The sequence below is a fragment of the Bacillus sp. N5-665 genome (assembly GCF_022637375.2).
GTDB classification, from domain to species: domain Bacteria; phylum Bacillota; class Bacilli; order Bacillales; family Bacillaceae_G; genus Bacillus_A; species Bacillus_A wiedmannii.
In genome coordinates, this window is the sequence record NZ_CP093325.1 from 4,579,561 (window position 1) to 4,605,310 (window position 25,750).

Genomic DNA, 25,750 nt, shown 5'->3' on the forward strand with positions numbered 1-25,750 from the left:
AGATACCAGTCAAAGGAATCATAAAATTCACCCCTCTTCCCCCTTTCATTTTTATGATTCACCTATTATATCTCCACTAAATTAAAAGATCAACTGTATATATCCTCTTTAAATACTAAGAATTTATCTAGTCACGAATTTCTCCCATATTAATCTCTATGAAAATCACTTAAAAATTAAAAGAACTTGACAAGGGAGGCCTCCTACTATTTCAAAAGTTCAACACACTTAGTAATACAAAAACCACCCCAAACAAATATAATGTACAAGGTGGTTTTCAAAAACTTTCATCTCACTATTAAGTATTACTTCAATCTATCCTGCAACGCACTAATATTAATAATTACAGGACTACCCGACTTCAACGTACCATCTTTCTGTAACATTGGTCCTGAAGTGATACATTGACCTTTCTTCAATGTTGCAAGTCGTTTTTCCCATTCTTTTCGCACAGCTGTATCTTGAGCAAGATTTGATGCAATGGCACTAATTTCATTTTCTGGTGGCATGAAATACACTTTTTGACTTGAATTCTGTAGTCGTGAAATTTCATCTGTTGTAAACAGTCCCTTTAATGATTGTGTTGCATACCAACCTGACCAGCCAAATTTCCTTCCTTCAGTTAAAATTTTGGCACTTGGTGATTTCTCTCTATGATCAAGATTTTGTGCTTCATCTAATATAACTGGGAATGGTTTATTTTTATCTCCGTGGTGCAATTGATAATTCCAAATATCCCATAAGATAAACTCTGTAATCATGAGCTGTACATCTCTATTAAAACCTGTTAATTGTACAATAAACACTTTACCTTTTTGGTTTAGTATGTCTCCCCAATCATATACAGCATTATGATTAAATGGATTCTTATCAATAAACGGCTTAATTTGTGATCTTGCTGTTTTAGCCGGCCCAGAAGTATCTTCTTCGAGCTCTGCTAATAAATAATTTAAATTCATATCCTCGCCATATTTATCTAAACCACGCATTACTGCTTCGTATATAGCGTTTTGTTGCTGGATACCTAAATCTTTATATACAGCAGAAAATACACTTTTAATTCTTTCAGCAACATCTGTATTATCTTCATCGATATAAATTCCTTCATCCAATTCTTTTTGATTTCGTCTAAATGGATTTATTGGAAATTTGTCTTTTGCTACTAGGAATTGTTCAACATTATCTTGCAGTTTCTCTTTAAATTCCGGTTCTAACTTAGAATTCTTAAATCCATCTGTATAGTCAAATATCATACTAGAAATTCCATTTTGCGCCAGTTCAAGAAGCAGACATTGAATGAAATAACTCTTACCTTGCCCTGATTTACCCGAGATTAAAATATGTCTATTTGCTAACTCTGGGTTTCCGAATTCCCAATATATTTCTTGAGTCGAGCCCTCTACCGTTCCTAGAAGAACGCGGATGTCTTTTAATCCCTTTGTTTCCTTTTCTTCTACCGTCCCTTGAAAATGAGACACAGTTGGAACGACTTTATTGCTAGAGTCTTTTAAATCTTGATTAGAGCCATGATTCTTATTCAATAATCTATCTGGATTAATATCAGTTCCACCAGAATGAATTTTCATTTTGAGCGCCTCAATTTCTTCGACTACTCCTTCATATCCATCCTCTTCGGTTAATTCCACTAATAAAATATCTTCTTCAATTTTAGTAGATCTCCATGATTGTTCCTTTTTGAATGATAAAATTGCACCTTTTCCAATTTTACTATCCAAATGTCCACTCATTTCGTAATCATCATTTAATAATCTCTTCTTTAGTTCTTCAATTTTCTCATAAGATTTTTCTGGCCAAATGTTGTTTGCAATAAATTTCTCGGCATTCGCTAGCAGTAACTGTACAAAGAAGTTTCGGAAAAACTTATGTTTAAATACATGTAAACCCTCTTCACTTGTTTTAGAAAGTTGCGTATCAAATAGTTGCTTAGTAGCATTAATTTGCTCTTTTGCTTTTGCAATAGCACTGTCTTGATTTAAGCCGATTTTCACTTCCACTGGATAATAATGCACTGATAATTTATCATCTTGCATTTCTACTCCGATTAACAGTAAATCGTCACTATGTGCACCTTTTCCGCCTAGATTTTTTGCAGAAAATACACCTTCACTTTTCGTTAATTTCACCGCTCCAGCGACACGCAATATTTCTTCTAATGAGATAGGAACCCATAAAATATTCTCATGATCTAAAGCACTTAATATATACTTCACAGCTGAAATAATACTTAACTTTTCTCTTGAGAATTGTCCCTTACTTCCTATAATTCGTAGCAACCACTCACCATTTAGACTATTAAAAGCTCTAATAGCTGTATTGATTTTTTCAGGTGTCGATACAATTTCTTTTTCTGCTAAATACTGTTCAATAACCGCTCGGTATTGTCTTGCTTTATCCGTTACTGTAATTGCATCATACTGGCTTGATGAAGAATATTGATCACTATAATGAATAACCAATAAATTACGTGATGATTCTTGGAAGAAATCTAAGCCAACATTAGGCTCAATAAATGTTACCCAATAAGAAGACTCGTATAAATGTTCCAGAACTTTTTCATCATAAGTAGATGTTCTCGTAACAATTGTTTCATTCTTACGGTAAGGATTTGTACCATCGTTATTTAAATTACTTCCTAATTCATTCATTCCTCGAGCAGTTTGAATTAACAAATGTTCATTATTCAATACATTTTTCAATCCAAATCCTGTACGATAATCTACTTCTGTACTAATAGATGATAGAGATGATAACATCCCATTTAAAGATAATCCTGTTTCAATATCTTCCATTGTACTTTTCGCATGCTTCTCATTTGAAATCATTTTATAGAATGAGATATGTGCGTAACCATATTCTTTCGTACCAATAAGTTTATAATAGAAAACATTTTCACGAATCAGTCTTAATACATCTACTGCATCAAGATTCTTTGATGCTAACGATAATTCAAAGAACTCCTCAAACTTTTGAACATCATCATATATGGAAAACTTTTCAAAGGCGCTTAGTATATTACTCTCATGATATAAAGCAACCTCTACTGGTATAATTTTTAATGGCCCTTTTTTATCAATCTGCTTCTTAATAAACTGTACTAAACCTCTTACTACTTCTTTATCATTATTTATATTAATCACATTGATTCGTATCGGAGACTTAGATTCTTGTAAAAATAAGTATTGGAAATGCTCCACAAACTGTTGAAGCTTTTCTTCAACTACATTAGCTAAAAATGCATTAGATTCTCCAATCGCAACCTTATGAAGTGGTTCATAAACAGTCCATTCAGGCGCTTCACTTTGAGAAACTGGGCGATATAATTCATCATTTTGTCCATATATATACGGCAATAGATTATTAGGATGCAGACGATTTAAAATATGCATTTCAACTACTTCGTTTTTAATTTCATCATTAATACTTAACTGATAGGCAACATTAAGAGGATGCAACGGTGTTAGTATAACTCTTTGTTCCTCTTCAATAACTCCCAACTTAAACAGATTTTTTTCTTCTTCTTTTAGCATTACATTCTCTTGTATATGAGCAACGCTTTCGTTAAAAGATTTCAAGTATCTTATAGATAGGTCTCTTAATTTATCGTTCACAAAACACAGACTAGGAACCGTATTATTAAATTTATAGTAATTTAATAATTGTTGGTACGCATCTCTCAATAATGGGTTCATTGGTAATTCGACCTTATTTAGGCCTGATACCCCTCTAGTTGCAAAAGCGAGTTCATTTTCAATCCATACTCTTTCATCTTGCAAATAATTTCGAAATCCTTCTCGTGCTGAAAATTCCCTTGCACCTTGTTTTAATTTATTTGTATCAAGGTTATATTCGAAGCTTTCTTGATGTTCTCTTTTTAATTTCCATACCCTTTCTCCTGATACCGGAACAGTCTTTGCAACTTGCTCTCTAATAAGAATAGGAATTAAAGATGTTTCAATTTGAACAGAAAAGGATAAGCTATCGTCATTCCACGCAGGGGAAGATTCAGAGACTTCAAAACTCCCACCTTGCCAATTTATAATCTGTGCATCTTCCTCAATAAATACTTCTTCTGGCTCATTAGAAATATCTCCAAAAATAATACATTCTTCAGCTTTATTCATAACTACATTTTTTTTATTCACATTCACTTCATAAATTGTTTGAAGAGATTGTAAAAACGAGGCTTCACATTCTACAACAGCAATATGAAACTCATATTTCGACTTAGATTGCATTTTATGTGTATATACAACTTTATGGAATGAAGTCACATTTTGCTTATGTGCTAAACTAACAGTTAGCTTTTTCCCAGATATCCCACAGAAACCCTGTGAATTTTTATGAATGTATTCCTTCTTCAACTTTTCTTCAAATTCAAAGTTCAGGTTGATATCTTCTATCTGTGTAGGATTAAAAACGATAATATGGCGTTTACGTCTCCCAGCCTTTGTCTCAGCTTGTGCTTTTTCCCAATATAGCAGACCTTCTTTTGAATATTTCTTTGCTGATTCAATATATTCTAATGGGCGATCTATTTCAGTCATTTTATCGTAAGAATCTTTAATAAGAACATAATCCGCTTGCTGCCAATCTTCCTTCTTTAGACGAGACACACCTTTTTCATCGAATAATTTTTCTAATTGACTCTCTAAATGCTCATACTCGTGCATATGTTGTACTTTCTCAAAGAATGAAGCATTCTCTTCTAATCTTTTTTTCATTTGCGCTGAAGTAAATTGAATTAAATTTTCATCATAGAAAATACCTAGATTAGAATAATCTTCTCTCGCAATCTCTTGTTTTGATAAAAACCCAAGAATTTCTTCATAATCCCAAAGAGATGGTCGTACAATTGTATCATCTAATTTTTTACGTAAATAAAATGATAGTACTTCCCTTTCATCTTTGTTTAACTTAGAAGTTTCAATTTCCTCTTTTAATGTTTTTAAAATTGATTTCACATTAAATGGCATACCTTCTTTTTGTAAATCACTGCTACCACCCTTAATACTATCCAGTGTCTCATGACATATACTAAGTAAAGCTGTTTTCTCCCAAACATCCTTTTGTTCACCGACTTCATTACGAAGTGTTACTAAAAAGTCTGGAGTAACATTTGCCGATGTAGTCGCAACAACTACTTTCATTTCCTCTGAAACCTTAATAGCAATCGTTTCGTATGGAGTTCCTTGCTTATGCTGATAATAAAACGCCTGCGATAAATCTTGTTCTTTTAATGTGTCATAAAATGCTTGTACTTGTTCATGATTATCAAATTGAAGGTAAAATCGCTCTCCACCTCTAAGATTTTCTGCTTCTAAATAATTTATTAGTTTATCTGAAAGATAATTATAAAATTGGTTTAACATACTGTGCATCACCGCTATCACTTTTTTTGTCTATTAAATTCAGCTTATCAAATAACTGTACAATTTCTTCTTTTGAGTACCGATCAAAGAATAAACCTCTAGCCTCTAAATCTATAAATACTTGCTTCAAAGGTTTTCTTTCCTTTTTTAAACTCAATGCTGTTAGTAGCAATAACATATCTTGACTAATATTAAGCATATAACCAAGTGAACCTCGAGTTTTTAAGAAATATTTTTTCCCAACCTCTTCTATTGATAAAGAGTATCTATGTCGAGGGCCTTGCATCGTATCTTTTTCATAGGCTTCTTCTATACTACGGAATAAGGATTGTACAAGCGTATCATATTCTAATTCTGAATTTCCTTCATAAGCCTTAAGACCTAAATGTCTTCTATATTCCATAACCCAATCAAAAAGCATCTCTAAAAATGCTTTTTTATCCTCATCGGATAATTGCTGATATGTTTCCTTTAATTCAGGATAGCCACCTGCTTTTTCTACTCCCATTAAGAAATTTAAATGTTCTAAGCAATTAATATGTAGTAGTAAATGTCTACCTGTATCTTTAATCATTTGATAACCATGAGTATAACCTTTTCTATTCTTACTCGTAGACTCCCAGTCGAGTGTAAAATAAACTTCGTTGTTCTCACTAAAGTTCGCCTTTCCAACTTGTGAAAGCTTTAAAGTCAATTGAGTAATATATAAGAAGTAATAATAACTAAGAAACAAGTGATAATGGGTTCTAAAATAATCTTTATGTTCCGCTAAAAATTGAAAATCTTCTTTGAATAGCTTCGAGATAAATGGAATTTGATTAACATAACGACTTTCTTTCTCATCTTTCTCTAAATGATTTAATTGCTTTAAAACAAGACGTGACATTAAATCTGTTGAATCGCTTTTTCCAAAAATCTCTTTTACTGTTTCTTTTTCACCTAATAAGACGTCTGAAAGGAATCTAGCAATATCTTGTTCTCCTTTTTTATCTGCTCTTTCACTTAAAGATAAATATTGAAATAGATGCAAATGAAAAATTTTAATTGTATTGTCACTATCTTGTAAAAAAGTACGTAGTATTTGTTCAAATTGCGACTTATCCTGCTTTGATACATCAACAGATTTACTAATCTCTCCGATAAGTTCTTCTAGGTTAACTTCCATTTTCAACTTATTTCCGCTGACTAGACGCGTAAACTCTCCTAATACTCCCTGAAACCCTTTTGCGAACTTTGCCCGCTCTGTTCCTCGGGTAGAGAAAGGTAACAGAGGAGCTTTTTTATTTATTGTATGTTTTAATCCTAATTTTTCTGATTTAATACTCAGCGAGCTTTTTAAATCCTCTAAATTCTCTCTTACAATCATTTTCTAATCCCTTCTAAACGTAAATTCTTCAAAATCTTCGTCATATGTCAATTTAAACATTCCATTTTCATTAGATTGAACAAACAATAATTCTTTTTCTCTATTTCCTAATTTCATTATCTTATCCACAAATTCAACGAACTGAATACAATCTTCTTTATCCTTTTTATTCGGACGATAACCTTTTGAAAGTTTGACCATCATTTCATATAACGGATAATCAATTTCTAAATATACAGGAGCTACTTTATCTTCATTGGAAAAAGCAAGTAATATATTTAATTTAAATCGATTTAAAACCTCCGGTCCTATCCCTTTCAAATGTCCTACAAACGGCTTGATTTTAAGAGACTGTGCAACCTGAGTAGTATCATTTGAGTAATCCATAAATACATAATCTGACTTCGGACTTCCGTTCCACAAGAAAATTGATTTTCTCACTAAATTATACATATCTTTTAAATCAGATCGATTTCCTTTATTAAAAGCATATAAATATTCCATATATTTTTTATAATTTTCATCCCCAAACATTTCATTTAAAACCGGGGATAAAAATAATGACATACGTATTAATGTTTTATTGAATACCTGTCTAGATGAATCACTTAACTCAAAGAAAGAACCCATCTCTTCTAGCCCTTCTATCCATCCATCAAGTCCATGTAAATTCAAATGCTTTTGGAAAGTATTCTTCATATTTACTGAATTGTTTAGCTCAATTAGCATTTGGTCTACACTATTTGATCGTAAATGAATAGGATCCATTTTAGAAATAACTGCTAGTAAATTTGATTTTTCTTGGCCATCAAATAATAGATTCGGTAATAAGGCTTCGGTTTTTTCCATCATACCTGCCCCAAGAAAATCTTCATTCTCATGAGAAGGTACTAAAATATCATAAATAAAATTAAGCATGGAACGTGTCGAAATAATCATCTTATGCTTAACTATTGCTTCAATTAATATGCTTAAAACACCATCTCGTATTTGTTGCTGTTGCAACAACTCATAATTCACCATAAAGAATCCATTTATACCACGTTGCTTATCCTTCAAATAAGCTTGATAGAATGGATTTTTTTCTGACCCAATCACAATTCGCTTTAAAATAGATGAAAAGTAATCTGATTTTGGCCCTTCACTAGTTAATTCAAAAGGTTGATAATCACTAAAGCTAATCAAGTGGAAATTACCGCTTTGTTGATTAGTAGCAACTTCATTTGCCTCAAATATTCCTGATTCCTCAACAAATTTTGTTAAAATTTGATAGTGCTCTTTTGCATAATCTGATTCAATAAAGTTATGTAGAACTCCTAGGTTAATAGCTAAAATTAGCTTGCATCTAGAACCATCAATCTCACTATCACTATATGGCTTTAATACTTCCGCTAATGTATCAAGGGAACTCTTTTGTGGATCAAAACTTTCTGTAGCATCATTATGCACCGAAAACTCTTCCATCAATTCAGGATATTTATTTTTCACATACGATAATAAATGTGATTTCCCATCTCCAACGCTACCACACAAGAAAATTAATTGACTTGTATTTTGCCCAGCTGCTGCTGTTAGAGCAGACATCATATCGTTCTGTATCGTTCTTTCAACATGTAAATAATCCTTAAACGAACTAAATTCATTAGGATTTTCGATAGCCTCTTGAGATGATTCTTTCAGCTTCGAGAGTTCTGCTAGTAAATAGCTCTCTCCTTCTCCTAAAATAAAATCATCATACACAAAATTGTTATCTGCTTCTTCTTCATTATCCACAGACTGTTTATCTTCAATTTCTAACCCTACCGCAATCTCAGCGTTATTTATTTCTGTTAATTCCTCAGTTTGATTTGATGTATTTTGTTTACTTGCAATCTCAATTAGCATTTTTAACTTTTCTTCTAAACTAGCAGATATCTTTTCTTCTAATTTCTCCACAATATGTACACTACTCTTCGGCTGTGGATGTTTGTATTTCGGGGCAACAAACTCATAACTCCCGTATACCTCCATAAACCACACTGCAATTTGGAATAGATTTTTATGCATTTTAAAAGCACTCTCTACCCCACTTTCAATATGTTCATGTGCCGCTTTATTTCCTAAATAGCGAACAGTATCAAATGAACGTGAAATTTCCTTTGATAAAATATCTTCTCTTTCTAATTTTTGAATACGCTCTACTTGCTTTAAATATTGTACGTCGTACAGTTCATGCTCTTCCGCAATGCGTTTTGATAATAGCTCTGCAAATATTCTTCCCTTAATTAAAACCGATTGGGGATCTTGATAAAAAATATTTTCAATATCCCTACCCATCTCCGCTAACTCAGGGAATATCTCTTGTAGAAAATCAAATGTATATTTCTCCAATGATGTAACACCTCTTAATCTAAAAATACGTTTCGAATATATTCCATATTATACAATATCTATAGAGGAATTGTTGGTATTAGGAAAAAGGAAATAAGCGGATTATTCATTCTCAATTAGAAATTTGCAAAAAAATAATCTGAGTTATATAGCTAGCTATATAACTCAGATTATCTCAACTCTTTATTATTTCAAATCTTTAATAAGCATGCATATGTTTATTCCCTAGAATAAACTCAACTGCACAATACTATCCATCTTCTCTTCTTCTTCGTTAATCTCTAAAATCCTTTGACCCATTCGCTCCACCAAATCAACCACTAAAGCATTTCCCATACAAAAGTATCTATTTCTTTGTGGCATTCCAGTATTCGTCCAGTCCATCGGGAAACCATTTAATAATTCACATTCAGCTGGCGTTAAATATCTTAGTCTTTTTGTATAAGGATCTTCAATGACATGGGAACTTCTATTACATGTGCCTTCACTTGTTAACATTGTACGTCCAGGCTTGTTTAAATCATCAGGGAAAGCCATCCCTCCCTCAGAGTAGAAATATTTATGACCTGTCGCCTTTGACACTCTTTCTTCTTTTTTAGGACCTTTAAGATACTTAAGTTCCTCAAATTCCGTTCTTCCCTTTTTGTTAACCTTATCCATTTTCAAATAATATGATTCATCTGCAGGACCAAATTTATCATATACCTTTTGAACAACTTCACCTAAAGTCTCTGGACTTTCAGTTACTGGAACTAATTCTTCCGTATATACTTGTCCATCCATCATTACGCCAGAATTATAGTATTCGGCTTTAAATGTATCAGAAACCTCAATAATATCGACTGGCAATTCAAATTGCCCTCTTTTTTTGTTTTCTTCAGGTGCTTCATACACATTAAAAATTGGAGCGAAGAATCCATTTTCACACAATATCTCTAAAGGCTTCATTTTACTTTGAACAGATGTGAAATGAGATTCTTTTAAGTACGCAAAAATAAATACTCTTCGTCTTCTTTGAGAATTCCCATAATCCGCAGCGTTAATAACTCTCCATTCCACTACATATCCTGCATCTCTAAAGCTCGCCAGCATAATAGAAAAGTCACGACCTCTTTGTTTTGCTGGTGATTTCAATAATCTATCTACATTCTCTAACAAAACAAATCTTGGCTTGCGAGAATTAACTATGTTCATTATCTCCCAAAAAAGAACACCTTTTTTTCCTTGTATTCCTTTTTCATTTGATAAAGTACGTGCTACAGAATAGTCTTGACAAGGGAATCCACCTACTAATAAATCATGCTCAGGTATTTCCGGCCAAGCTTCTGCTATATCTCTATTTACATGTATTCCTTTATTTTCAAAGCGAGTTGCATAACAATTAAATGCATGTTGTGCTTTAGTTGAGGGCTCCCACTGGTTTCCCCAAAGAACTTCAAAGTTTTCATTTGCTTCTAGTCCTAATCTAAAACCTCCTACTCCCGCGAAAAGTTCTACTACTTTCACCATAAATACGCGAACATCCTTTCGGTATTTTATTTATCTATGCTTCATTATAATAAAAAGTGAGGAAAAGATCAACTATAACATTTCAAGAACCATACTTTTTTACAATTCCTTATTTTGGCTTGTAACAATTAAGGAAACAGTTCGCTACTATATCAATATTATAAAGGAAGAAACTTCCCTTGAACAGATCCAATATAGCCGTTATCTAATAAAAAAAATCGTCTTTTCCTTCTTATAAATTTTACTTATATAAAATTGAAACAGCTTTTTATTATAGCATAACTTTAATATGTATTGTTTAAAATCATACAACGCAGTACTGGATACAGAAAGGAGTTTATTATGGACTATACTACAATAGAAGAACTAATGAAAAAAGCACATGAAGCTGAAGGAAAAACATTTGGTGAAATCGATACAACTGACCGACTTGCAAATGCTAAATCAAAAGGTGGACTAGGGCAAGTAATCGAGGAAAGCTTTTTTGGATACGAAGTCAATTCAAACGCAGAAGCTGACTTTCAACACCTTGGTGTTGAACTTAAAGTAACTGCATTTAAACAAAATAAAAACGGTTCACTATCTGCCAAAGAGCGGCTAGTCTTAAATATTATCAACTATATGGAAGAAGTTCATACACACTTTGAAACATCAAGCTTTTGGAAGAAAAACGAAAAACTACTATTAATGTTCTATGAATGGGTACCTGGTGTAGACCGTAAAGATTTTCACATTACAAAAAGCCTTTTATTCACCTATCCCGAAGCTGATTTAGAAATAATTAGACAAGACTGGGAAACCATCGTAAATAAAATTCGTGCCGGCAAAGCACATGAATTATCTGAAGGTGATACAAACTATTTAGGAGCTTGCACTAAGGGTTCCAATAAAAATTCACTTCGCTCACAACCGTATTCTGAAATTCCAGCAATGCAAAGGGCTTTTTCGTTAAAGCCTTCTTATATGACAGCACTAGTTCGCAGGTATCACCTAAACGAAGAACTAGTAAGTTTTACAACAACAAATGAACTAAAAGGAAAATCTTTAGAAGAAATCCTTTATTCAAAATTTGAAAATTACATAGGCTTAACTGATCAAGAAATCGCTCAAAAATTATCTATTGATTACAAACCTACAACCAAAAGCTTTGTTCCATTATTAGTAAGCTCTTTACTTGGCATCAAAGGAACTCGACTCGATAAAATTGAAGAATTTGCGAAAGCTAATATAGAATTTAAAACAGTTCGTTTAGAGCCCAACGGTAAACCCGAACAAAGCATGTCATTTGAAACAATCGATTTTCATCAATGGACAAACGAATCATGGGAAGAAAGCGAAATTAGAGAACGCTTCTATCAAACCAAGTTTTTATTCGTAATTTTTGAATTTAACCAAACAAAAAAAGAAAATCCAAATCGTAAACTCTACTTTAAAGGTATTAAACTTTGGAACATGCCTGCTCCTACAATAGAAAAAGAAATACGTGTACTATGGGAAGAAGTTAATAAAGTAATACATGAGGGTATTCAAATTGAATATAAAAAACGTGGTGACAAAGTCGTCGAAGCAAATAATCTACCAAAAATAAATTTCAACGGTGTCGCGCATATTAGACCAAAAGCCCGCAACGGTGCCGATAAAGTAACTTTACCTGATGGCCAACATATTACCAAGCAGTGTTATTGGTTAAATAATTCATACATAGCTGATATTATCAATTCGAAATAACCAATGAAAATCCGTTCCTTTTCAATAGGGAAATAAACAACGTGGCTGTAAAAAAACATCCACGTTGTTTTCTTTTCAACAAAATTAATCTCACAACTTATTTCTTTTATCCCTACCTATTTCAAATTCCCATTAAGTTGTTTCAAAATATAAGTATTATTAATCCAAAAACTTTGTTTTACCATCCATCTACCATCAGGTAATTCCTCTGCATGAGAATAATTTCCTTTACCTACTTCTTCTCCATCTTCCAGTACATAAAAGGATTGACCACAATGGGCTTTCATATGAATAATAGCATTCTCCTTCTTACCAGGTAAATTATTCATAATAGCTATACCATTTCCCCGCTCTGTTTTAATCAATTTAACACCATTAGTAACAATAGATTTTACATTCTGCCATCCGGATTTTACAATACACTCTAAATCTGTATAGGGCATATTCCACATTTGACACCCTTTTAACTCGTAAAATTGTCCATTTTTTTTAAAAACAACAAATAAAAACTTTGTTTCTTCAAAATAAGATCGTAGTTTCGACTCTTCCCATTCTTCATTAATAAATTCCTTTAATTTCATTTGGGGCAGAGAACTACTTTCTTTTATAGAACCATTCTCTTCTAACCTTATTGCTTTCACAACAATATTAGCCTTTAAAAACTCTGCTGCTCTATTAGATTTTATTCCTAACATTCGGTATGCTAAATCAATCCATTGAGATTTATTACCATTATATTCTCGACCAAATAAGTTACATAGCTCTGTATCCATGTATCCTACATAAGAATTAATCTTCAATATAACCAGTTTATCAAATGTAATATGCTTTAATTCTCCTGCATCCTGAACAATAGGTTCATAAGTATCTAAATTTCCCGCAATATACTTATTCAAAATATATGTCATATATGAATTTTTAAAACAAAAAGCCCTTTTACGCGCAGGAATATTTTCCCCATAGTACTGTGGAACAGTACTTTTTTTAGCTGTAGCTCCCTTCGTACAGGCACCTAAGTACATTGTGTCGCCCTCAGAAAGTTCATGCGCTCTTCCATTTTGAATTTTACGAACTATCTTCTCGTAATCATCTTTAATTATTTTCATATCCTCTTCTGGTGGAGAAAATAATTTAATAAAATCGATTGGATATAAAAGTTTATTTTCAATGTCCTTATCACGCAAATAATATACTAACAAAAGTATTTTAATTTTCTCAAACACATGGGATGTCTCAAAATCCAGTTCAATTGGCCTATCATAACCTATCATTGTAATAACTAATCGTTCACCAGCGCTTAGCCTACCCCTTTTTAACTTTTGATATGGAGAAACCTTAAGCTCAACACCTGCTTCATAAAAATCAGCTTGTTGATTGCTATTAAGTTTATACCCAAAATAGTGCTCTTCAAGAAGTTGCCCCAAGCTACCTTTATTTTTTGATTTACCATATTTATCAACAATATTAACTTTAATATCTTCATTTATCTCTGCTTCTTTTACAACATCTAAAAAGCTCTTTCCTATAAGCTGTTGAGCATATTTTTCAATACTCAATGGATTAGTTGCATCATATTTTATAGCTCTTTCCATACTATCCCCCACCTTGTTCATTTCTGTCTTTTTTGGTAAAAACATTCTCTATGTATATCCAATACTCTAAATAACTGCTATCTATTTAAGTATCATTATCTAAACTTCTAATAGTTTATAAGCCAACAAACTCATAAATCTCCAACAACTTCCTACCCTCCTCAACAACCTCTTCCCTCAAGCCCCTAGGTTCCATCACCCTAACCGAAGCACCCATACCCAAAATCCATTTCTTAATCGACTCTTTCCCGCTCATTGTCGCCCGGAAAAGAATGCTGCCATCATCATTATGTTCTATCTTTTGATTCTCTCCCCAAATGGATTCTGGTACGGATACGGCGAATGGTGGATAGATGAGTAATTCTACCTCTAACGGTTCTTTCATGATGCCGAATTTCGGAAATTCTTTTCTGATATCGAAATTGTCGGGTATTTTATATGTATCATACAAAGTTTTAATATCTTTTATTCGAGATAGTTTAAACATACGTTTTTCTTTTTTATCATTGCACAGTGCTAGGCAGTAAAAGAATTCGTTGTAGTGCACAAAGCCGTACGGGTCGATAATTCGTTCTGATCTTTCACCAGACAGATTCTCATACTGGATTTTTACTTTGCTTCTTGTAAATAGCGCTTCTTGTAGTTGTACATATTTTTGATTTTCATTCGAAAATGCATAATTTGGCTTCGATCTTTGCACAAAATATATATGGCGGTCTTTATTCGTTTCTACTTTCCGAACGGCATTCAATTTATCTAACGCTACTTGTGCGTCCTTTGCATAAATATCATTACCTTTTGAAACTAGTTTTTGAATAGAGAATGTTAATGCATCTAGCTCTTGTTGCGACATATTTTTAATGGGAAATAGCGATGTATTCGAAAGAGAATAACCACCGTACCTGCCTTTCGTTGTCTCTATTTTTATACCTGCCATTTCAATATCATCACGATAAATACGGACCATCCGCTCTTTCACTTCTAACAATTCTGCCAACTCACTAATCCTCATTTTCCCTCTCGCATGCAGGAGTTCAATCATGTATAGGCAGTTACTTAATTTACTCATATAATTCCTCGTTTCTATTCATCCATCCTCATTCAAGTATAAAAGAATAGAATCATCTTTCAAGTTGTTTCTATATACTTCCAAATCATCAATATATCACTCCAAAATGTTCAGTAGCACATCCATAACATACACCATCTCTATCAAGATGTTCCGGCAAAGTCTTTGTATTACAAAACTGACACTGCTGATACCGCCTCTTTCTAAAATCAGCCACCATACTAACACTCTCTTTTATTTCCACTGCTTTCTCACTGTCACTTAATTCCTCTAGATGTTCCCATAATAATATATGATGCGTAAACCGTGTCATATCTGGTACAGCAGGACTATTCCATACTAATCTATGAAACCCTATTTCTAATCCCATTTCTCCTGCACGAATAAACATGTTCGGATCAAAATCCAGTCCTCGAACTGCGAATTCGGCATCTAATTCTTTCAACTTAAAAAGCTCCAATTGTTTTAAAATAAATTGTTGTATCTCTGTTTTTGCTAATTTCATTAATGACTAATCTCCTTTATTACATTAAAACAAATGCCAAGTACATTCCTCTGCACTTGGCATTGCTTTTAAATATGAACTTCCTCTTTAGCAATGTCTGTTAACATCTGAATAATATTTTGACAGTCCGTATCATTAAATAACTCGTTCATAGCCTGTATAACAATGTCTTCATCTGACCAATTACTTATATTACTTGTATTTGTGTAAATTCTTGTATACGACGCTTCTGGCCTTTTCGCCGCTGCACTTATTTTTCTTCCTTTATTTTCAAGCCTTGTTAATAGCGCTAATCTCTTTTGTGATTCTAGTGGTCCAATTTCTAGCGTCAGTTTCAATCTATTATCCTTCAAGCGTTCAAACCACATAATTGCACAGTTATTTAACCACCAATTCCATTTCGGTGTTCCAAATTGTTCTTCGAGTTTGCGAAACTCCGGCATAATAAATGATGGTAGTCGGTGATGAATATTGTAAAAACCTTCTTGGAACTTTTGTTCATGGACGAATAATTGAAAAGCGTTAGCTAAAGTATCCACATCTGTTTGACTGCTTTCTACCGCAACAATTTCAGAAGAAGAATCCTCTTCTCCGTATACAAGCCCTTTTATAGTATCTCCTATAGCTGCAACCACTTGATTAAAATCAGCATTGTTATACATATCATTCATCACACGGAGAATTTCATCTTGATCTGCCCAATCACTTATATTTTCATATCCAGCATAAATTCTTGTATACATGGATCCAGCTTCTTTTGATTTTTCTTTAATAGTAATTCCATTTTCCTCTAACTTGCATAATAACTTTAATCTCTGCTTGTATTCCAACGGCCCAACTTCAACGATAAGTTTCATACGTCCATCTGCTTTTCTCTCAAACCAAGTTATAAGAGCATTATTTAGCCACCACTCATGATTTGGAGCTCCAACAATCTCATCAAGTTGTTTCCATTCTTCGAAAATGAAAGATGGAATGCGAATATGTTCATGGTAGCAATCTTCCGGTATTTGATTTTTCTCTACAAATTGTAAAAATGCCTCTCTCATGACGCTATTGCCAGCTCCATGTATAAAGTGCAGCGTTTCAGCATACTTCTTATAAATTTTGCGAAGATCTTCCTTTTCTTCAGCGTTCAACTTCTTCACAGCACTTAACAACTCTTTATTAACAAACTTTCCAACTACTTTTCCGTTACCATTTAAGCATAGAAAATCAACAGCGGCCTTATGGCTCTTATACACTGTTAACGCTAGTTCAATGTCTTCCTCATCACGAACAAGTTCCCCCTCTAATATATCAATATAGTAGGAAAGAAAATTTTTTATCGTACTAGACGTATACTCACTATAAATATCTAATTGCCCTTTTAGTATATTTAATATATCTCCATAATCTAAAGTAAGATACGACTCATGACTCGGCACACTACCATCTAAACTTAAAAAGATTGGAATGATCGTATACCCTGCATATTTTCCGCTAACAAAATCTATGTAATTTTGTAATTGTCCATCCGATTCAGATGACTTATATTTATTCTCAATAAGAATAGCAACCTTTTGTGCCTCTGATATCGCCAAAATATCAATTCGTTTATTATAATTCGTCTGTACCTCACGGAAAACTTCCAAATCTTGAAGAGACTGCTTATGTAACTTAATAAAATCATATTGACCAATCCGTTCCTCATTCTCTGCTTTTACAAACGTTTTAGAAAGTATTTTATTTACAAACATAGAACTTAAATGATGATTCTCCGTAGGATCAAGTAACCAAGCAATCATATTAGAATGCCTAATCTCAAATTTATCTACCTTCAATATTTTAAAAGGATTAAAACGATTAAACTTACTATGCAACTTCTCAAACTCCATCGAATTATCTAAAAGTGATAAAATCTCAAAATTATAATCCATTCCCCACACCCGCCGTTTATAAATTTGTGAATCAATACTCTTTAATAATCATTTTAATAATTTGTTATAAATTAATCATAACTCATAATGTGACATTATTTACGTCACATATCCTATTTCTTACAAATATACATGCATTAATTACTAAGCTTAACCATCCCCCCATACCACCCACTACTCTCCTCCAAAAACCCCCGCGTCTCCCCACTCCCCTTATAAAAACTCTCCCAACCCCGCTCCCTCAAAATCCCCTTCCAACTATCACTCTCCACCATCTTCTTAATAACACCATCCCAATAAGCAACCTCTTCCTCCGTCATATCTTTCGGGCCCATGATTCCTTTCCAGTGCTGGAATATGACGTCGATTCCTTGTTCTTTCCATGTTGGGATTTCTGGTAGGCGGTCTAGTCGTTTTGGTGCGGATACGGCTAGTATTTTTATTTTGCTGGCTTTGTATTGTTTTTCGGCTTCGGATAGGGTCATGGTTGCGGCGTCTATTTGTTTGTTCGTTAGGGCGTTTATGATTTTTTCTTTGTTTTCGTAGACGAAGAATTGTAGTTCGGCTGGGTTTATGCCGAAGGCTTTGCTTACTTGTACGAAGGATAGGTGATCGTCGTTTCCTAGACCTGGGGCAACGCCGATTTTGAAGTTTTTCTTGTTTTGTTTTAGTTGTTCCATTAGTTCGTTTGCGTTATCTATGATGCTATCTTTTGATACGACAACGACCTCCCAGTCCGACGCGAGTGTTGCGAGCGGTGTGAAGTCTTTATATGTTAGTTTACTGTGGCCTAGTAGGTTGTTCGTTATGAGTAAGCTTGAGTTAATCGCCAGTACATGTCCGCCTTTTTGTTTCGTATATTTCCATCCGACGTCACCACTGCCACCTACTTTGTTTGTGACTGTGATTGGTTTTGTGAAGATTTTTTCTTCTGTCAGCGTTTTTTGCATCGCTCGTGCTGTTAAGTCCCATCCGGCTCCTTGAACGTTCGGCGCAACGATTTCTACTTTGTCGATGTTCACTTTATTCGTATGGGATTTTTCAGAGGAACAACCAGCTATTACTCCTGTCATGATCCATATATATAGTAATAATCGGTTTTTCATAGTCCTCGCCCTATTCGATATTTTCGTTCTGGTCGTCCGATAATGCCGTATGTGTACTCTACTGTGCATTCGTTTGTCGCCACTAAATATTCTAAGTATCTTCTTGCGGTTGTTCTGGAAGCACCCATTTGCTCTCCCATTTCTTCTATTGTAATGCCCTCTTCGAATCCTTTTATAATGTCTTTTACTTTTTGCAGTGTTAACGGATCAACGCCTGTCGGTAAGTTTTTTACGTCTTGTGTTTGCGAAGTACCGAAAAAGTTATCTATGAGTGCTTGATTCACTTCATTGTTACTATGTAATAATTGCTTCTTTCTCTTATAGTCTTCAATTGTGCGAACAAATTTTTCTAATGTGACCGGTTTTATAAGGTAGTTGCTTACGCCATTTCGAATTGCTTTTTCTAACATATGGTTTTCGTTCGCCGCTGTCACCATAATGACGTCAACGTTTGGAAAATCAGCATGAATTTTCGGCAATAAGTCGGTTCCGATTCCATCTGGTAAATAATTATCTAATAGAAGCAAATCGATTTCTTCCCTTTGTAGTAGTTCCATCGTTTCTTTCGCGTTCAATGCTTTTCCAATCACTTTTACGTCCTTTATTTTTGATAAAAACTCCTCCTGAATTTGCGCGACGCGAAAATCATCTTCTGCAATTGCAACCTTCAACATATGCCCATCCTCCTGTTTGTCATGTACTTTCTTTCAATGTTTTCGGAAGGTAAATTGTAAAAATCGCTCCCCCATTTTTCTCGTTTTGAATTTCAATTGTTCCTCCTAGTAGATCTACCATTTCTTTCACGTTTGCTAGCCCGTAACCACGATCGTTGCCTTTCGTTGAAAATCCTTTTTGAAAAATGGTCGTGATTTTTTCTGCCAGTATCCCTGCTCCACTATCTATCACTTCAAACACAATATCGTGTCCAATATCCGTAACAAAGAAGGAAACATTCTTCTCCTCTTGCTCACTCACCGCATCAAATGCATTATCGATTATGTTTCCAAGTATCGTAATAAGGTGCGAAACTTTTATATGCTCTGGTAATGGATGAAGCGCACTATCTCCTTCAATATGAAAATCAATTTTCTTCTCAGATGCAGTTCCGAGTTTTCCTAATAAAATAGCTTGTACTTTCGCATCATGAATTTGATGGAATAAAATATGGTTTTGGCTTTGATGAATGTTAGATTCTTGTTGGATAAATTCAATCGCTTCTTTGTAATGTCCTAACTGAAGTAATCCTGATAAAACGAAAAGTTTATTTGTAAATTCATGTGTTTGAGCGCGTAAGTCCTCTGAATACTTTCTTACCTCAGATATCGTATTCACTAAGTTTTGCAGTTCTGTTTTATCTCTAAAACTACATACAACGCCTACCGTACTGTTATTTTCGAGTATCGGCGTCCTATTTAAAATAAACACTTTATCTTGAAACGCGATTTCTTGATCGTTTTCTAGCACTCTCCCCATATTAAATTCTGGTAAAACTTTTGAAATGTGTTGCTGCATATAATCACCATTTACATGTAGCATCTCTTCTGCCGACGTGTTCATCATCGTAATAAACCCGTTTTGATCGATAGCAATAATCCCTTCTTTTATAGATAGTAGTATCGCACTTCGTTCCCGGTATAGCGCTGCGATTTCATTCGGCTCTAAACCGAGTGTATCTTTACGAATGCTACGTGCTAAAAGAATGCCGCCAACAATTCCGGCTAATAACACCGCTACGGAAAAGAGGATAATTTCTTTCGTTCTGCTCAGTATGTTAGATTCAATACCTTTTATTAGAAACTCCACTGTCACAACGCCTACGACTTGATCGTAGTCTCCGTTATGAACAATAATGGGCGCCTTCGCCATTAAAGCTGGACCACTTTCACCATTTCCTTCAAGCGTATAATAACCGCCAAAAGTGAGTGCTTCATAGTTATATGGATTGTTACTTTTTGTTCCAATCAACTCCTGATTAGAATGGGAGTACATAACCCCATAGCAATCTTCTATAATGACATAATCTGCACTAGCTTGCTCACGAACTTGTTCTGCAATGGATTGAATCGTACTTTTATGCTCGTTATTTTGAAAAGCATCTTTTATAGCTGGCATAAAAGAAAGCGACTTCGCTGTTTGCAGTGCTAGCTGCTCCACTTGGCGCTTCGTATCAACGGACTGAATGTAAACAAATATTCCCGCTAATAGGAGAACGACAAATAAAATTAACGTAATAATTAAGCTTACTATTTTCGTTTGCAATGACACTTTTCGTGATTTTTTCATGCTTCATATCCTTTGATGAAATATTCAAAACTATCAATCTCCTTTTTCTATTATTATGACAAAACTAAAAATGAAGCAACTATTAAAACTCTCCGTGTACATAAAGTACAAAAAGAATAAAACTGTCATAATATTGAGATTTAATTCTATAGACAGTACAATTCAACTACAATGAACACGCTTTCATATATACCTTTTATTACTAAGCAAGAGGAGGAATGATTATGGCTCAAGCAAAATCTAATCGAGTCGCCGGCAATATTTTCAAAGGTTCAGTCGGCAATTTAATTGAATGGTACGACTGGTACGTTTACTCTGCTTTCGCTGTTTATTTTTCAGCAGAGTTCTTTCCTAAAGGCGATCCAACGAGTCAGTTACTGAACACTGCGGCTATTTTCGCAGTTGGATTTTTAATGCGCCCTATCGGAAGTTTATTAATGGGACGCTATGCAGATCGGCACGGACGCCGGGCAGCATTAACGCTTTCGATTACAGTTATGGCCGGTGGTTCTTTAATTATCGCCTGTACACCTAGTTACGAAAGCATTGGGATTATGGCGCCAATTATTTTAGTTCTTGCCCGTTTACTTCAAGGACTATCACTTGGCGGAGAGTACGGAACTTCCGCAACGTATTTATCTGAAATGGCTAGTAGTGGACGCCGTGGTTTTTATTCAAGTTTCCAATATGTAACGCTCGTTGCTGGACAGATGGTTGCGTTAGGCGTTCAAATTGTTCTTCAGCAATTGCTAAGCGAGCCCGATATGAAAGCTTGGGGTTGGCGTATTCCATTCATTATTGGGGCGATGGGAGCAGTAGCTGTATTATGGCTTCGCCGCACAATGGATGAATCGGAGCAGTTTTCAAACATAAAATCGCAAAAACGCGAAAGCGCAGGAACCGTTCGTGCGCTTATGAAACACCCGAAAGCAGTATTAACAGTAGTCGGTCTAACATTAGGAGGCACTGTCGCATTCTATACGTACACAACATATTTACAAAAGTTCATGGTAAACACAGTCGGTCTCCCGAAAGAAGTTGTAAGCTGGATTAACTTTGTCGCACTACTTATTTTCGTCGTACTTCAACCAATTGCGGGGCTACTATCCGATAAAATTGGACGCCGCCCACTATTAATGACTTTCGGTATTCTCGGAACGTTACTAACAGCACCAATCTTCTTCTTTATGGAAAAAACAACAGAACCAATGGTAGCATTTTTACTCATGATGGTCGGCCTCATTATCGTTACTGGTTACACTTCCATTAACGCAATTGTAAAAGCCGAACTCTTCCCAACTGAAATTCGCGCACTTGGCGTAGGTTTACCGTACGCACTAACCGTTGCGATATTTGGCGGAACTGCAGAGTTCATCGCATTATGGCTAAAGAGTATCGGAATGGAATCACTATTCTACTTCTACGTAGCTGGATGTATCGCGATAAGCTTTATTACGTATTGGCGTATGGATGAGTCATCGAAGACTTCGCAGATTGAGGCGGAGCTTGGTGGTGGGGATAAACTAGCTAATAATAAATCTAGTTAAAATTACGTATTCTATGTTCTTCGTTTACCTGAACTCGATTTTCTTTTTCTAAAAAAGCATAATTCATTAATATACAATTTAAAAACCTCTACTTATATGTAGAGGTTTTTGTATGACGAAAAAACACGTAGTTCCATTGTTATTTTACAAACCCCAAATTCTTCCTCATCTTAAAGTGGAACAAATTTATTACTTAGAGTGTCTAATAAGTGTATTTCTAATATGAGCTGTCCAGATTGGATACAACATATCCCGTTTGACATCTATTTTTATGTATTATAAAAAAATGAAAGGACTTATTATTCCCAAAAGTAAAAAACATGTATTGTAATACTACGGTTAAGTATTACAAGTTTAATACTTTCACAGGTGAATCATTACAAGTGGAAACAAAAAAGAAATAACGCAAACTGTGACTTATCAATCATATAAAGTGAAACTTTAATCAGCGGGGGTCTTACTGCCCGGCAAATAGCGGGATAAACGTTTTGGATGTCATTTAACCTGTGAAATTTTAGCTGCAGTAGTATTGTTACCCAATGCCATCTTTAATTGCATTGGTATTTAGAATACCTAGACAAAATCCATATATTCTTGAAAGAGGTTGAAAATTTATGTTCGTTTTAAACAAGTTCTGTAACATTTTACATTACAAAAAGATTGTACCTGGTCTTGGTCTTATCCCTGTCAAGTAGACAGTATTAAAAAGACTAAGCAGCCATCGAGATTCGATATTCTATCGGAGCTCGATGGTTGAGTCGTTTTTGGAAACGTTTATAGTTATAAAAGTAAATATATTCTTCAATTGCTTGTATTAAATCCGCTTCTGTTTTAAAATGATTCAAATACAACATCTCCGATTTAAAATGGGAGAAAAATGACTCGATACAGGCATTATCATGGCAGTTTCCTTTGCGAGAGTGGCTGCCAATGATACCTAAATCTAAAAGTCGTTTGTTGTAGGCATGAGATGTGTACTGGAACCCCTGATCTGAATGGAGAATGGTTCCACGCACATCTCTTTTTTGTGCCAACATTTCAATTGTATCTAATACAAGTTCATTATCATTACGCTTGGATATTTTCCAAGAAACAACTTCGTTATTATAAATATCTTGTACAACAGAAAGATAGCGGAAGCCCTCTTTAAATCTTAGGTAGGTAATGTCTGTAACAAGTGCTTCATTTTGTTGGCGATCTTTGAATTCACGGTTTAAAACATTTGGAAAAGTATTAGAATAATTCCCTTTAAAGAAGCGACGCTTCTTCCGAATAATAGACTGAATGTTAAGATCACTCATTAATCGATATACCTTTTTGTGATTTATAAAATAACCCTCTTCTTCTAAAGCAATTTTCATACGTGGATAACCATATTCTTTGTGCTTTACGTGAATAGATTGAATTACCTTTTTTAATCGTTTATCGGATTCTAGTCGTATGTTGTTCATACTTTTTGTATGAACCCACTTATAGTAACTTGAGCGATGTACACCCGCAAAATTAGTAAGCCATATAACGGGATATTTTCTCTTTAGTAATTCAATGATATGATATCGTTCTTTATATTTTAGTACGCCCCCATTTACAGATTTGGATACTGCTTTTTTAAATATTCAACCTGAGCCTTATAGTAATCACGCTCTTCTTCAACAGTTTTAAAATGAATCCGTTTAACTTTTAAAGGGTTAGGTATACCTTTCATTTTATTATTTTCCCCACGAGTATCTGTAATTTCACCACATTCTTTATATTTTTTCACCCAATTTTTAAGTTGTGTAGAGCTTCTAATCTGATATTTCTCCGCTATCATATCGTAGCTTCCTTCACCGTTTAAATAACTTTGAACAGCTGATAACTTTATCTCATTTGAGTATGTATTAAATGTTGTACCTTTTTTGGCCATGAAAAATCCCCTCCAAGTAATAGTGTAACATCCATGTGTATACATGGTCTTTTTCACACTGTCTACCTAAAGGGGATAATATCAACCTGTAGTATTACTTTCATGTGTATCACTTATAGGCTGTTCCAATAGTAATGCTCAATCTGAACCACCTAAACAAACGAATCAAGCTAATCAAATTAAACAAGAAAATACAGGAAATCAATCTTTTGCTAAACTTGAAAAAGAATATGATGCTAAGCTTGGTATTTATGCACTGGACACAGGTACGAATCAAACTATTGCTTATCATTCAGATGATCGTTTTGCGTTTGCATCTACATCTAAATCATTAGCTGTGGGCGCTCTTTTACGCAAGAACTCATTAGAAGCTCTTGATCAAAGGATTACGTATACTCATGAAGATCTTTCTAATTATAATCCAATTACTGAAAAGCATGTTGATACAGGAATGACGTTAAAAGAACTTGCAGATGCTTCTGTTCGATATAGTGACAGCACAGCACATAATTTGATTCTTAAACAGTTAGGAGGTCCCTCTGAATTTGAAAAAATCTTGAGAGAAATGGGAGATACTGTTACTACTTCAGAACGATTTGAACCTGAATTAAATGAAGTGCATCCAGGAGAAACACATGATACCAGTACACCAGAAGCAATAGCTAAGACACTTCAATCATTTACATTAGGAACTGCACTTCCAATAGAAAAACGTGAACTATTAGTAGATTGGATGAAGAGAAATACAACTGGAGATAAATTGATTCGTGCTGGCGTACCAAAAGGATGGGAAGTAGCTGATAAAACAGGCGCGGGATCTTACGGAACAAGAAATGATATCGCAATTATTTGGCCACCAAATAAAAATCCGATTGTTCTTGCTATACTTTCTAATCATGGTAAAGAGGATGCTGAATACGATGATAAACTTATTGCAGACGCAACCAAAGTCGTGTTAAACACCTTAAAAGCTACGGAATAAAGGATAATAGGTTAAAAGTTTTCTATTTTGGCGGGTGTTTTCTCTAGTAGGAGTTGTACCGTATTTTCATCAACTAAAAATTTAATAGTGTCTCAAAAACGAAATTTGGTGCTCCCCCTAAAACATCTGGACTATAATAGCCAATTAAAAAAATGCAAACAAAACGACCCTTAATCAGTCGTTTTGTTTGCATTTCCTTTTTCTAAAACCACAGAAAAGATAAGTACTATAGTTAACAGCATAATAAACCTTACTTCACTTCCGTCACTTACAAAAAATGAATACAAAGTATAAATTAAAATTAATATTCCATAAATAATTTTGTGCAATGTACTCCCTCCTTTTTGCCGTATATATTTTAGTATAAAAATTTGATTCAAGTCCTATATCCAAATGAAAATAAAAATCACCTGTGATATACACAAAGTACTTTTCTCTTGTTAATTTATCTATTTCACTATATTTATCTATTTTCTTT

At 34.2% G+C, this 25,750-nt stretch carries 16 protein-coding genes and 1 pseudogene; 3 read left to right on the forward strand and 14 right to left on the reverse strand.

The genetic code is table 11. From position 1 onward, the window contains the following. Positions 1–305: 305 nt before the first annotated feature. The 4 genes from dptH to dcm form a co-directional block, all read right to left on the reverse strand. Complete coding sequence (gene dptH / locus MNO09_RS26185) at positions 306–5,390, reverse strand: DNA phosphorothioation-dependent restriction protein DptH (protein ID WP_241950068.1); 5,085 nt, start codon at positions 5,388–5,390, stop codon at positions 306–308. Further along, positions 5,371–6,756 (reverse strand): DNA phosphorothioation-dependent restriction protein DptG, encoded by a 1,386-nt coding sequence (dptG, locus tag MNO09_RS26190; RefSeq protein ID WP_088106905.1) that lies wholly within the window; start codon positions 6,754–6,756, stop codon positions 5,371–5,373. The genes dptH and dptG overlap by 20 nt, the downstream gene beginning before the upstream one ends. A 3-nt stretch (positions 6,757–6,759) precedes the next feature. Next, positions 6,760–9,126: a DNA phosphorothioation-dependent restriction protein DptF gene (gene dptF, locus MNO09_RS26195; RefSeq protein ID WP_088106904.1), complete on the reverse strand. Its 2,367-nt coding sequence runs from the start codon at positions 9,124–9,126 to the stop codon at positions 6,760–6,762. Between the two features lie 225 nt (positions 9,127–9,351). Continuing rightward, positions 9,352–10,635 carry a DNA (cytosine-5-)-methyltransferase gene (dcm, locus tag MNO09_RS26200; protein WP_088106903.1) on the reverse strand — a complete coding sequence of 428 codons (1,284 nt, stop codon included), beginning with the start codon at positions 10,633–10,635 and terminating at the stop codon, positions 9,352–9,354. Positions 10,636–10,977: 342 nt separating this feature from the next. On the opposite strand from dcm, the gene MNO09_RS26205 reads away from it, so the two are divergent. Further along, positions 10,978–12,363 (forward strand): Sau3AI family type II restriction endonuclease, encoded by a 1,386-nt coding sequence (locus tag MNO09_RS26205; protein ID WP_088106902.1) that lies wholly within the window; start codon positions 10,978–10,980, stop codon positions 12,361–12,363. Positions 12,364–12,479: 116 nt separating this feature from the next. On the opposite strand, the gene MNO09_RS26210 is transcribed toward MNO09_RS26205, so the two are convergent. The 7 genes from MNO09_RS26210 to MNO09_RS26240 all read right to left on the reverse strand — a co-directional run bounded on the left by MNO09_RS26210 (position 12,480) and on the right by MNO09_RS26240 (position 20,837). Continuing rightward, positions 12,480–13,955: a Sau3AI family type II restriction endonuclease gene (locus MNO09_RS26210; protein ID WP_098116490.1), complete on the reverse strand. Its 1,476-nt coding sequence runs from the start codon at positions 13,953–13,955 to the stop codon at positions 12,480–12,482. 115 nt (positions 13,956–14,070) lie between these two features. Then, positions 14,071–15,024 (reverse strand): helix-turn-helix transcriptional regulator, encoded by a 954-nt coding sequence (locus MNO09_RS26215; protein WP_088106900.1) that lies wholly within the window; start codon positions 15,022–15,024, stop codon positions 14,071–14,073. Between the two features lie 88 nt (positions 15,025–15,112). Then, positions 15,113–15,529 (reverse strand): hypothetical protein, encoded by a 417-nt coding sequence (locus MNO09_RS26220; protein WP_088106899.1) that lies wholly within the window; start codon positions 15,527–15,529, stop codon positions 15,113–15,115. Positions 15,530–15,597: 68 nt separating this feature from the next. Continuing rightward, entirely contained in the window at positions 15,598–17,448 is a 1,851-nt protein-coding gene (locus MNO09_RS26225) for a PDDEXK-like family protein (protein ID WP_088106898.1), read from the reverse strand. A gap of 137 nt (positions 17,449–17,585) precedes the next feature. Continuing rightward, entirely contained in the window at positions 17,586–18,554 is a 969-nt protein-coding gene (locus tag MNO09_RS26230; RefSeq protein ID WP_088106897.1) for a tripartite tricarboxylate transporter substrate binding protein, read from the reverse strand. After that, positions 18,551–19,228 carry a response regulator gene (locus MNO09_RS26235; protein ID WP_048561559.1) on the reverse strand — a complete coding sequence of 226 codons (678 nt, stop codon included), beginning with the start codon at positions 19,226–19,228 and terminating at the stop codon, positions 18,551–18,553. Before MNO09_RS26235 ends, MNO09_RS26230 begins: the two co-directional genes overlap by 4 nt. Positions 19,229–19,247: 19 nt before the next feature. Beyond that, a complete protein-coding gene (locus MNO09_RS26240) occupies positions 19,248–20,837 on the reverse strand; it encodes an ATP-binding protein (protein ID WP_088106896.1) in 1,590 nt (529 codons plus the stop codon). A 224-nt stretch (positions 20,838–21,061) separates the two neighbouring features. Here MNO09_RS26240 and MNO09_RS26245 point away from each other — a divergent pair, with 224 nt between their 5' ends. Next, on the forward strand, positions 21,062–22,384 hold the full coding sequence (locus MNO09_RS26245) for an MFS transporter (RefSeq protein ID WP_088106895.1): 1,323 nt from the start codon (positions 21,062–21,064) through the stop codon (positions 22,382–22,384). 710 nt (positions 22,385–23,094) lie between these two features. Here the strand turns inward: MNO09_RS26245 and MNO09_RS26250 are convergent. Further along, positions 23,095–24,000 carry an IS3 family transposase gene (locus tag MNO09_RS26250; protein WP_116480688.1) on the reverse strand — a complete coding sequence of 302 codons (906 nt, stop codon included), beginning with the start codon at positions 23,998–24,000 and terminating at the stop codon, positions 23,095–23,097. Further along, positions 23,970–24,290 carry a helix-turn-helix domain-containing protein gene (locus tag MNO09_RS26255; protein WP_070169591.1) on the reverse strand — a complete coding sequence of 107 codons (321 nt, stop codon included), beginning with the start codon at positions 24,288–24,290 and terminating at the stop codon, positions 23,970–23,972. Before MNO09_RS26255 ends, MNO09_RS26250 begins: the two co-directional genes overlap by 31 nt. 85 nt (positions 24,291–24,375) lie before the next feature. Between MNO09_RS26255 and bla the strand changes: the two are divergent. Beyond that, positions 24,376–25,272: pseudogene (bla, locus tag MNO09_RS26260) on the forward strand (class A beta-lactamase); the annotation flags it as partial. A 170-nt stretch (positions 25,273–25,442) separates the two neighbouring features. Here the strand turns inward: bla and MNO09_RS26265 are convergent. Continuing rightward, complete coding sequence (locus tag MNO09_RS26265) at positions 25,443–25,601, reverse strand: hypothetical protein (RefSeq protein ID WP_000548946.1); 159 nt, start codon at positions 25,599–25,601, stop codon at positions 25,443–25,445. Positions 25,602–25,750 lie beyond the last annotated feature (149 nt).

Coding starts and splice junctions, on each gene's coding strand:
- dptH (WP_241950068.1), bottom strand. CDS start 5,390: ATGTTAAACCAATTTTATAATTATCTTTCAGATAAACTAATAAATTAT.
- dptG (WP_088106905.1), bottom strand. CDS start 6,756: ATGATTGTAAGAGAGAATTTAGAGGATTTAAAAAGCTCGCTGAGTATT.
- MNO09_RS26245 (WP_088106895.1), top strand. CDS start 21,062: ATGGCTCAAGCAAAATCTAATCGAGTCGCCGGCAATATTTTCAAAGGT.
- dcm (WP_088106903.1), bottom strand. CDS start 10,635: ATGGTGAAAGTAGTAGAACTTTTCGCGGGAGTAGGAGGTTTTAGATTA.
- MNO09_RS26230 (WP_088106897.1), bottom strand. CDS start 18,554: ATGAAAAACCGATTATTACTATATATATGGATCATGACAGGAGTAATA.
- MNO09_RS26235 (WP_048561559.1), bottom strand. CDS start 19,228: ATGTTGAAGGTTGCAATTGCAGAAGATGATTTTCGCGTCGCGCAAATT.
- MNO09_RS26225 (WP_088106898.1), bottom strand. CDS start 17,448: ATGGATTATAATTTTGAGATTTTATCACTTTTAGATAATTCGATGGAG.
- MNO09_RS26220 (WP_088106899.1), bottom strand. CDS start 15,529: ATGAAATTAGCAAAAACAGAGATACAACAATTTATTTTAAAACAATTG.
- MNO09_RS26210 (WP_098116490.1), bottom strand. CDS start 13,955: ATGGAAAGAGCTATAAAATATGATGCAACTAATCCATTGAGTATTGAA.
- MNO09_RS26215 (WP_088106900.1), bottom strand. CDS start 15,024: ATGAGTAAATTAAGTAACTGCCTATACATGATTGAACTCCTGCATGCG.
- MNO09_RS26240 (WP_088106896.1), bottom strand. CDS start 20,837: ATGAAAAAATCACGAAAAGTGTCATTGCAAACGAAAATAGTAAGCTTA.
- MNO09_RS26205 (WP_088106902.1), top strand. CDS start 10,978: ATGGACTATACTACAATAGAAGAACTAATGAAAAAAGCACATGAAGCT.
- MNO09_RS26255 (WP_070169591.1), bottom strand. CDS start 24,290: ATGGCCAAAAAAGGTACAACATTTAATACATACTCAAATGAGATAAAG.